At 54.6% G+C, this 9,908-nt stretch carries 7 protein-coding genes and 2 tRNA genes; 5 read left to right on the top strand and 4 right to left on the bottom strand.

The features are described from left to right. Positions 1-259: 259 nt before the first annotated feature. Entirely contained in the window at positions 260-1,804 is a 1,545-nt protein-coding gene (locus DES29_RS11825) for a Na+/H+ antiporter NhaC family protein (RefSeq protein ID WP_021995469.1), read from the bottom strand. 350 nt (positions 1,805-2,154) lie between these two features. Here DES29_RS11825 and DES29_RS11820 point away from each other — a divergent pair, with 350 nt between their 5' ends. Together DES29_RS11820 and bcp are read left to right on the top strand one after the other, a co-directional pair. Continuing rightward, a complete protein-coding gene (locus DES29_RS11820) occupies positions 2,155-3,513 on the top strand; it encodes a nitronate monooxygenase (protein WP_021995468.1) in 1,359 nt (452 codons plus the stop codon). 143 nt (positions 3,514-3,656) lie between these two features. Next, entirely contained in the window at positions 3,657-4,124 is a 468-nt protein-coding gene (bcp, locus tag DES29_RS11815; RefSeq protein WP_005430069.1) for a thioredoxin-dependent thiol peroxidase, read from the top strand. Positions 4,125-4,279: 155 nt separating this feature from the next. On the opposite strand, the gene DES29_RS11810 is transcribed toward bcp, so the two are convergent. From DES29_RS11810 to DES29_RS11800, 3 genes are all read right to left on the bottom strand, one after another. After that, positions 4,280-4,355: transfer RNA gene (locus DES29_RS11810), tRNA-His, on the bottom strand. A gap of 23 nt (positions 4,356-4,378) precedes the next feature. Next, positions 4,379-4,454: transfer RNA gene (locus DES29_RS11805), tRNA-His, on the bottom strand. Positions 4,455-4,595: 141 nt separating this feature from the next. Then, the gene (locus DES29_RS11800) at positions 4,596-5,429 is read right to left on the bottom strand and encodes a nitrilase-related carbon-nitrogen hydrolase (RefSeq protein WP_113854932.1); all 834 of its coding nucleotides are present in this window, start codon (positions 5,427-5,429) and stop codon (positions 4,596-4,598) included. Positions 5,430-5,802: 373 nt separating this feature from the next. Between DES29_RS11800 and DES29_RS11795 the strand changes: the two genes are divergently transcribed. The 3 genes from DES29_RS11795 to DES29_RS11785 all read left to right on the top strand — a co-directional run bounded on the left by DES29_RS11795 (position 5,803) and on the right by DES29_RS11785 (position 9,566). Continuing rightward, on the top strand, positions 5,803-7,083 hold the full coding sequence (locus DES29_RS11795) for a nickel-dependent lactate racemase family protein (RefSeq protein ID WP_201638701.1): 1,281 nt from the start codon (positions 5,803-5,805) through the stop codon (positions 7,081-7,083). Positions 7,084-7,301: 218 nt separating this feature from the next. Continuing rightward, complete coding sequence (gene larE, locus DES29_RS11790; RefSeq protein ID WP_016474078.1) at positions 7,302-8,183, top strand: ATP-dependent sacrificial sulfur transferase LarE; 882 nt, start codon at positions 7,302-7,304, stop codon at positions 8,181-8,183. Between the two features lie 39 nt (positions 8,184-8,222). Continuing rightward, positions 8,223-9,566 carry an MATE family efflux transporter gene (locus tag DES29_RS11785; protein ID WP_021995596.1) on the top strand — a complete coding sequence of 448 codons (1,344 nt, stop codon included), beginning with the start codon at positions 8,223-8,225 and terminating at the stop codon, positions 9,564-9,566. Positions 9,567-9,908 lie beyond the last annotated feature (342 nt).

Here is a 9,908-nt window from a genome sequence, read left to right as displayed (position 1 = left end):
AAGCGCCAAACGGCCAACGCATGGGTGACCCGCACCATTACGAAAAAGCAGCGCGATATGCTCGCGCTGCTTGGCTTAGAAAATCCGCCCCGGGTCCTGAAAAATTAGGGATCAGTTATCCGGGAGTTCCGGAAAATACTTGTGTAATCATGAATACGTTAAATAGAAAACCCGCCCGGAAAAAAATCCTAGCGGGTCTTCTTTTATGTGCCAACCTAGCCGGTATATCCAGTTAGTCTGCGCAGATGTTGAGCTGCTATTAGGCAGCCTGAATCTTAGGTTTGCGACGGCGCATATTGTGAAGCACGATCACTGCAACAATAAGGAGCCCCAGAGACGTGCCAAACGAGAGCCAGAGATTCCCGCCGGAGAGACCTGCAACGAGATATCCCACCGCCGAACAGAATGCAACAAGCAGCGCATAAGGGAGCTGTGTTGAAACATGCTCAATATGATTGCAGCCGGCACCTGCAGACGAAAGAATCGTGGTATCTGAAATGGGCGAGCAGTGGTCGCCGAAAACCGAACCCGCGAGCGTAGCAGAGAGAACAACAATCGTGAGCGTGGGATCAATACCCTGAACCACCGGCACAACGATTGGAATCAGGATGCCGAACGTACCCCAGGCAGTACCCGTCGAAAAGGCGAGAAAAGCCGCGATGATGAATACCGCAGCCGGAAGGAACACTGAAAAGTCCCCGCCTGCCGTAGAAACCAAAGATTCAACAAACTGCGGCGTTGACAGTAGGTCTCGGCAGACACCCGAAAGCGTCCAGGCAAGCACCAAAATGATATTGGCCGGAAGCATGAGCTTCATGCCCTCCACCAACCCCTGCATAAAATCGCCAAAAGGCACCAGCCGACGGGGGACGTAGAGCAAAAGCGCAACGAGAACAGAACCGAAGGCTGCCCACACCAGCGCGGCAGCAGCCGACGAATTGCCAATGGATGCAGCAAAACTGTGGTACGCCGGATCCGCGCCCCAATAGCCGCCCGAATACATCAATGCCAGAACAGCAAAGATGATCAGTGCAGTGATCGGAACCAGCATGTCCATTACCGTTCCTCTCGGGTTGGCTTTGGGCGGTTCAGCGCCGCCGCCCTGAATGCCGCCGACATTCCCCTGAAGCGCCTTCTCTTCACTCGTACGCATGGGCCCAAAATCGAGTCCTGTGAAAATGATGAAGAAGACCATGAAGATCGACAGCAGCGCATAGAAATTCCATGGAATCGATGCGATGAAAGCAGCCATGTCGGACTCAAAGACAGCATTGCCTTTAAGTGAAGAGCCCACCGCGGCAGCCCAAGACGACACCGGTGCAATGATGCAGACCGGCGCGGCTGTCGAGTCGATGATGTAGGCAAGTTTTGCGCGCGAAACGTTGTAGCGATCGCAGAGCGGACGCATCACAGTGCCCACGGAAAGGCAGTTGAAGTAGTCGTCAATGAAGATCAGGATGCCAAGACCTGAAGTCGACATAAGCGTCGCACGACGCGATTTCACACGCTGTACAGCCCAGTTGCCGTATGCCTTTGTACCTCCCGACATGCCGACGACATAGACCAAAGCGCCCAAGAGCGACGTGAAGATGAGGATATTGAAGTCCACCTTATCCCCCATCAGCTTGAACGTCGTTTCGAGCGTTCCCATGATGATGTTGGCGTCGGTGCCGATCGCGTAGATAAGCGTGCCCGTAAGGATACCGATCAGAAGTGAGGAAAGCACTTCCTTCGTGAGCAGCGCAAGTGCAATGGCAACGATCGGCGGAACGATCGAAAGCCAGCCAGCGGCGTAGGGTTCCATGATTCTTTTTGTGTGTTTCTTCCGCCTCAGGACTGCGTAAGCAGCCTCAAGGCAGTGAGGCGTTGCGGAATTGGAGCGAATGCGAAGTCCTTGCCGAGCACAAAGACCTGAATATCGTGTTCGCCCTTCATATCAAGCTTCGCATTATGCAACAGGATGCTTCAATCTACCTGCAGTCGTATGCCGTCAATTCGCCTTAGCACACAGCAAGGTAAAAAAACGAAGCTTCCTATACAGATATTTCCCCGAAATTGCAACGATTTTCTTAGCGCTCTGCCTGCAAAACTTTGCTTCCATCCGAGCTGCATCAGAACGGCCGGAAAAAACAGAACAGAAGGATTTGAGCCAATATGACGCACGCAACTGCACTTCAGAACCATCGTCTCATGCTCGGCGGACGAAGCTTCCTCCCGCTGATGCTTGGCGGCATGGGTACCAATATCTCCACAGCCGAACTGGCTTTGGCCGTTGAACGGCTCGGCGGCATCGCGCACCTTTCCGACGCGATGCTGATGGACCTTTCGGATCGTCTATTCGGTACGCGCTTTACTGCCGAAAAGGCTAAACGCACGGCCTCCGAACGCGACAACATGGATAAGAGCGCCGTGACTTTCAACCTTGACAATGTCAAGGAAGCGGCCCGCCGCTATGTGAGCGACGTCATGAGCCGCGCTACCGGACATGGTCTCGTCCTGATCAACTGCATGGAAAAGCTCACGATGAATGCGGGGCTCGAAACTCTGCGTGCACGTCTGACGGCCGCACTTGACGGCGGCATCGACGGAATCACACTTTCGGCCGGTCTTCACCTCTCGAGCATGAAACTCATGGCCGATCACGCGCGTTTTAAAGATGCGCTCATCGGCATCATTGTTTCCTCTTCGCGGGCGCTGAACCTCTTTTTAAAAAAGAGCGCCTCCACAGGACGACTGCCGGATTATGTTGTTGTTGAGGGACCGCTTGCCGGCGGCCACCTCGGCTTCGGCATGGACTGGGCAAACTATTCGCTTGCCGACATTGTGAAGGACGTGAAGGCTTTTCTCGCCAAAAGCAGTCTCAATATTCCGGTCATTGCTGCTGGCGGCATTTTCACCGGCGGGGAAGCCGCCGAGATGATGAGCGATACCGGCTGTGACGGCATTCAGGCTGCAACCCGTTTTGCCGTTGCGCAGGAGAGCGGCCTGCCCTATGCCGTCAAGCAAGCCTATTTCAATGCGAAGCCTGAAGACATCGTCGTCAACCACCTTTCACCCACTGGCTACCCGATGCGCATGCTTCGTCAGTCTCCGGCCATAACGGGTGACATTCGGCCAAATTGTGAGGCCTACGGATATCTTCTCAATCATGGTGACTGCAGCTATCTGAAAGAATGGCGTCTTCGTCAGGAAGCCGCTGCCAACGGTACACCTGCATCTGAAATGCCGGCCAAAGAAAAGTGCTGCCTCTGCACCTATATGCGCAACTACAAAGTATGGACGTGCGGCACCAGTGCCGCGCGCCTTCATGAAACATCGGTCAGACAAGATAACGGCGAATGGATTCTGCCAACTGCAGCCGACGTTTTTCACGACTACATGCAGTCGACAGGCAGCGAAATTCTGCTTCCGGAAGCGGCGCGAGAATACCTTGCCCAGAGCCGTATTCCAGAAATGATCGCCTCCGGTGCACAGCTGCTCTCCGGCGTGAACCGCACTGTGGCAGCGTTCTGACCGCTCTATTTCTGTTTCCTTTCGTTGCTTTGAAAAAGGCTTGGGCCAGTTCAACGTTCTTAGAATGAACACTCATCGCACCGTCAGCGGGTGCTTTGCCGCCCGCACGGTTTGACTGCGACCTATTTCAAGGAGACTAAGTGATGACAGAACTTACTGCCGGCATGGAAGCACCGGACTTTACGCTCGAGAGCGACGCCGGTACGCCGGTTTCGCTCTCGGCCCTGCGCGGCAACGGCGTCGTGCTCTATTTCTATCCGAAAGACAATACGGCGGGCTGCACGACTGAAGCTCAAGGGTTCCGTGACCATCTCGCCGACTTCAAGGCTCTGGGCTATGAGGTGCTCGGCGTCTCGAGAGACAGCGTGAAGAGCCATTGCTCGTTCCGCGACAAGCAGAACCTCAACTTTCCGCTGCTCTCCGACAAGGAAGAAACCGTCTGCAACCTTTATGGCGTACTCAAAGAAAAAACGATGTACGGCCGCAAGTGTTTCGGGATTGAGCGCTCCACATTTGTCATTGATCCTCAAGGCAAAATCATTCATGCCCTGCGCGGCGTCAAAGCCAAAACGCATGTGGATGAGCTGCTTGAACTCCTCAAACAGGCCTAATTGATTTGGAGGCTGACTGCCTGAGCGGAAGTTTCTTCGGCGCACAGCTGCTGTCGAAGGCTTCCGCTTTTTTTTTCGTGATTGAAGCTCTAGTGAATATCCCAAATGCAAAAAATCCCGCGGGCCGCACGACCTGCAGGATCTTTTGGAAAGGATGGGGTGGGAGATGGGACTCGAACCCACGACAACCGGAATCACAATCCGGGACTCTACCAACTGAGCTACACCCACCATCCTGAGCAACAAAAATCGAATGGGGTGGGAGATGGGACTCGAACCCACGACAACCGGAATCACAATCCGGGACTCTACCAACTGAGCTACACCCACCGTTCGAATTTTTGCGCTCACATTACTGTGAGAAAAGAGATTTTACGGAAACCCGCCGTTTTGTCAAGTAGCAAAAACCAGTTTCAGGCGGCCTTATTTTCAAGAGAACCGGCTCCTGCACTTCTCACCGGTTTGTTCACTTCACTGCTGCGGGAGCTTTTGGAGCTCCGGCGGAGCAAACCGATTGTTCTCGAGCACAGGAAGCACACGTCGAGAGGCTTCGACCTTGCACGGATCCAGATCAACCATGAGCAATTGCTCGTCAATCCCGCACTGTGCGACAACCACGCCCATCGGATCGACCACTTTAGAGGATCCTACGGTTGCCGGCCCGCATTCGCTCACGCCAATGAGATAGCAGGTATTTTCAAGCGCACGCGCCCGCAGACAGATATCCCACTGCATTTCCTTCAAAGCCCCCTTAACCCAGGCGGCTGAAACGACGAGAAGCGTTGCACCTGCACACGCCAATGCCCGCGTCATTTCCGGAAAACGAACGTCATAACAAGTTAGAAATCCAACTTTAAATGGTCCTATCTGAAGCACTTGCGGCAGGACATCGCCCGGGGCAGCATAGCTGCTTTCTTTGCCGCGAAAAGCGTCGTACAAATGTATTTTCTGATATGTCAGCCGTAACTCACCGTTCTGAATGACCAGCAAATCGTTGGCATAGCGAGACTCGTTTGCAATTTTTGCCTGCACGGTACAAACCACTGTCACGCGACGGCCGCGCGTTGCTTCGCGCAGTCCGCTCACAAAAGGGCCGTCTAGCGGTTCAGCATGTTTTTGTCCCCAATCGGGCATGCCCAGCTTTCTCGCAATGATGCACTCTGGGAGCACGAGCAGATCGGCGCCTGCAGTCTCCGAACGTTCAATAAGTGACCGTGCGGCGGCGAGATTCTCTGTGCTCGTTTCCTTCACAAAGAATTGTCCCAGCGCTGCGCGGAATGTCTGCTGTGGTGTATTGACGATCAATTTATTGTTCTCCTTGGGGCTGCCTTCGGCTGCAAAGATATGCCTCCAGAGGCATGCACCAAAATCCTATCCATCAAAGCGTACGCAAATATTTTCCATCCAGCAGCACAGCATTGATCCTAAGCAAACACCCAGCCTTTTGCGGTCAATCATAAATAGACAACACCCTTGAAAAAACTTGATTTTATTGGGTATTCCTTCTGTCTATACCGCTCCAGCTTCATGGATTGAGAAGCTGTCCGATATGACAGCAGAAACTCTAAAATTTCGCTTTAAAGATTGGTACGCGGAACTCATGCGCTTGGTCCCCATTCGCTGCCGAGCGAGCTGGTCACCGACGGCAATTTAAAAAAGACAAGAGGAGAAGACTTCCATGGCACTGCAGAAATATGTGTTCGCCTACGGCCGCGGCACACAATCGTTTGAATACGACGACGCCGACGTTCTGAAGGTCGTACGCACGGAGCCTCAGCCCGTACTCGAAGACGTCAAAGGGCACCTGCTCGACATGCTCGAGCACCCCATCGGGCTCCCGCCGCTCAGCGAGATTGTGAAGCCCGGCGACACCGTAGCCTTCATCTGCAATGATCCGACCCGCGTTGCCAACAGCTTTGTGTTCATGCCAATCCTCGTCAATGAACTCAACCGCCTCGGCGTACCCGACGCCAATATGCGCATCGTCTTCGCGCTGGGCACACACCGGGCGATGACGCATGAAGAGATGGTTGAGCAGGTCGGTGAAGAGGTTGCCGGCCGCCTGCCGATGTTCAACAGCATCGCCACCAATGCGGATGACTTCCAATACTTCGGCAAGACGACGCTCGGCACGCCGGTCTGGATCAATAAGCTCCTTTGCGACGTTGATCATGTGTTCCTGACGGGCACAATCGTCCACCATTATTTCTCCGGTTACGGCGGCGGCCGCAAAGCCGTGCTGCCAGGCTGTGCAGCCATGGAAACGGTTCGCATGAACCACAGCCACATGCTGTCAGACAAGGCCGGCCTCGGACTGATGGAAGGCAACCCCTGCTACGACGACCAGATGGAAGGGGGCGCACTCTTTGCCAAGGGACGCTCGCTCTTCCTTCTGAACGCCATCCTTAATGCTGAGCACCAATTCCTGCGGATCTTCACCGGCGACTACGTCAAAGCTCATAAAGAAGCCTGTAAGTTCGTCGATGAGGTATACGGGAGCAAGATTCCGCGTGAAGCCGATCTCGTCATCGCTTCCTGCGGCGGCTGGCCCAAAGACATCAACGTCTATCAGATGCAAAAGACCATGGACAATGCCGCCTGCGCCGTTAAGAAGGGCGGTGTAGTCATTCTCCTGGCCGAATGTATTGAAGGATCGGGTTCAGCGAAACTCGAAGAAACCTTCAATCGCCTGACGACGCCGGCAGCCATTAAGCACGAGCTTGAAGAAAACTTCCAGATCGGCGCCAACAAAGCTTTCGCCATTACGCGGCCGCAGCAAAAAGCGAAGTTCATTCTGGTGACGAAACTCAACCGCAGTCTTGCCAAGAGCATGCACTTTACGGCAGCCGTCGACACGGTGGACGAAGCCCTGAAACTCGCTCACGAGCTGCTCGGCGAGCACCCCGCCACCATTTTGATGCCGGAAGGTTCGCTCACCGTGCCTCGCGTTGCCAAATAAATGTTCGGCGCTCTGCCTAGTGAGTGACATAGCGCTGTGACTGCACTCACAGCACCCAGCGAAATGACTGAGCAATCCCGCTCGACTCCGCTCAGCTGCGAAGCCGAACGGGATTGAATCATTTTTTGCCAATTTCGGATCTGCAGTTCCAACTCCGAGAGTTTTAGCATTTCCTTTCCATCACCAAACCGCGGCTCGATCCCGGCCGCACCGCAGCCATGACTCCGTCAGCACCCGTGAACTTCTTCACTATCCCCGAAATTGTCCGTCTCAAAACGGTACTTGAAGAAATCGCACCCGAACATGAAATCTGCGTAGCTTATTCGGGCGGCCTAGACAGTCGTTTCCTCTCCTTTTGCGCAAAGAAGCTCGGCTTTCGCGTGAACCTCCTTCACATCATCGGACCGCAGATTGCGCCGGATGAAACGGCTGACGCCCTGAAGGATGCGGAGGACCTTGGATTGGAACCCATTCTTGTGCCGGCGGCTTCGCTCACGCTTCCTGAACTTGCCCGCGCGGGCGTCAACCGCTGCTATGTCTGCAAAACGCATCTCTTCACAGAACTCATCGACATTGCCCGCAAATCCGGCTGCCTAGGCCCCATCTGCGACGGCACGAACACGTCGGACCTCTCCGTCTATCGTCCCGGCATCAAAGCCCTCCGTGAACTCAAAGTGGAATCGCCTTTGGTCAAGGCCGGCATCAGCAAACCCCGTATTCGCGAAATCGGCAGGATCGTCGGATTTCCGCACCCTGAACAAGCTGCCCGCCCCTGCCTGCTGACCCGCTTCCCTTATGGCGCAACGCCGCAAAGCAGCCAGCTTGAAGCGATTGCCGATGCTGAACTTCTCGTTGCCCAGGATCCGGTTGGCCGAAACCTCCGCTTCCGGATCCGCATGCCCAAAACTGGCGATACCAGGCTTCACATTGAACGGGCTTCACTCGAAAAAACGCCTCACGCAGAAAAGGAGCTCGAGCGTATTGCAGCGATACTGCGCAAGCAGTTTGGCCAAAAGCTCCCCGGTCTTCGCGTTGAAGTGCTCGAAAAGCTCTCCGGCTACTACGATCGACTGCAGCAGCCCGAAGGCATCGAAAACTGATGCTGCGTCTATTCGCTGCCCCCAGATAGATCACTTCACATGCAGACAGTCTCCGAAACCTTTGCCGGCACCATCACCGTCAATCGGCAGATGCGTCTTGCGCTGCCGCGCATGGCAATGTCGCTCCTCATCATGAGCTACCTTGTGGCTGACGGCGTGCTGATTTCACGTTTCGTCGGCACCACTGCGCTTTCAGCACTCTCGATGAGTTATCCGCTCACAGCACTGCTGATCGCCGCGGGCTTCATGATCGCTGCCGGCGGCGGGGCGGTAGCGGCTCGTGCTTTGGGCGCCCAAAAGCATGAAGAAGCGTTAAGAGCGTTTTCGACGGCTCTTACAACCAATGTCATGCTCGGATTAACGCTTGGGCTGCTGGCCTGGTTCGGACTAGACTGGGTTTTCGAACTGCTTGGCATCTCACCCGAGCAGACTGAATTTGCCCGCGACTATCAGCGCGTGCTGCTCCCGGCGACACCGCTTTTCCTCGCAGCCGTGACCTTTGAAGTCTTCTACACCACTGCCGGCCGCCCCAAAGCCGGACTTGCAGCTTCCGCAGCGAGCGGCATCACCAACGTGGTCTTTGACATTCTCTTCATGGGACCTTTAGACATGGGCATGACGGGGGCTGCCTGGGCTACGGCGCTCTCATGGTTCATCGGCGCCGCCTGCGGGCTCTGGTACTTTATGCGGGAGAAGTCCCCGCTCAAGCTCGTGCTTCACCTTCCCGACCTGAAACTGCTGCGAACGGCAGCCGGCAACGGTCTTCAGGAGTTCGTTTCCAATCTTTCCTACGTGGTTGCCATTTGGCTCTACAACCGTGTTTTTATCAGTCATTTGGGTACGGCTGGCGTAGCAGCGCTCACGATGTGCAGCTTTACCGTTTATACCTTCAACTGTGTTTTCCACGGCTTCTGTGCAGCCTCGTCCCCCATTCTCGGCTTCAAAGTCGGTGCAAAAGAGCCGCATCAAGTTCGCCGTGTCTTTCTTCAAAGCTATGCGCTTGCGGGCCTCCTTTCTCTGGCGTCCTATCTGCTCACGCTTCCCTTTGCCCGCAGCGTGCTGGGATTCTTTTCCAATGAAGGCGGCGAAGCGTTCGAATTGGCAGTGGAGTCATTCCCCATTTATTCACTCATGATCCTAATGCTCTGCACCAATATGCTCTCAAGCAGTTTCTTCGCAGCAGCGGGAGACAGCCGAAGCGCTGCCATTCTCGCGTTTGCCAGAACGCTTATTTTTCCGTGCATCGGCATTCTCATCCTGCCGGAACTCTTCGGCACTGCTGGTTTATGGATGGCGTCACCCGCCACTGAAGCGGCTGCGCTGCTGTTGAGCTCTGTGATGTTCTTTCTCAGCCGGCGAAAATTTGGCTTGGGCAGAATTTGACGCCCCCGCATTGTCACAAAAGATTCACTTCATTGAAATCGCTTCGTTACCTTCGGCTGACAGAATGCTCGTGTCGACGAAGACAATGAAATGCCGCGGTCGGAATGTGCTTCCGGACAGAGCTGGTCTTTCGTCGAAACCTGTACCTTTTCAAGCGGGAGTTCGCACAGCGTCTTCCGCTTTTGTTTTTTATTCACCCATGCTTTAAGCAGGCTTCGGATCAATCTGCCATTCTCTAATTGTGGTGACCTGAACTCCCGAATGACTAGATCCTAACTAAAACGGAAAACAGTCTTCGGGAGTTTTGTTATTCCCAACAGAGCCAGCAGATCCCGATGGCGT

Origin of the sequence: Sutterella wadsworthensis (assembly GCF_003315195.1) — a bacterium.
GTDB classification, from domain to species: domain Bacteria; phylum Pseudomonadota; class Gammaproteobacteria; order Burkholderiales; family Burkholderiaceae_F; genus Sutterella; species Sutterella wadsworthensis.
The sequence above is the reverse complement of the archived record's forward strand: the minus strand, read 5'-3'. Positions and strand labels throughout refer to the sequence as shown.

Coding starts and splice junctions, on each gene's coding strand:
- DES29_RS11825 (WP_021995469.1), bottom strand. CDS start 1,804: ATGGAACCCTACGCCGCTGGCTGGCTTTCGATCGTTCCGCCGATCGTT.
- DES29_RS11820 (WP_021995468.1), top strand. CDS start 2,155: ATGACGCACGCAACTGCACTTCAGAACCATCGTCTCATGCTCGGCGGA.
- bcp (WP_005430069.1), top strand. CDS start 3,657: ATGACAGAACTTACTGCCGGCATGGAAGCACCGGACTTTACGCTCGAG.
- DES29_RS11795 (WP_201638701.1), top strand. CDS start 5,803: ATGGCACTGCAGAAATATGTGTTCGCCTACGGCCGCGGCACACAATCG.
- larE (WP_016474078.1), top strand. CDS start 7,302: ATGACTCCGTCAGCACCCGTGAACTTCTTCACTATCCCCGAAATTGTC.
- DES29_RS11785 (WP_021995596.1), top strand. CDS start 8,223: ATGCAGACAGTCTCCGAAACCTTTGCCGGCACCATCACCGTCAATCGG.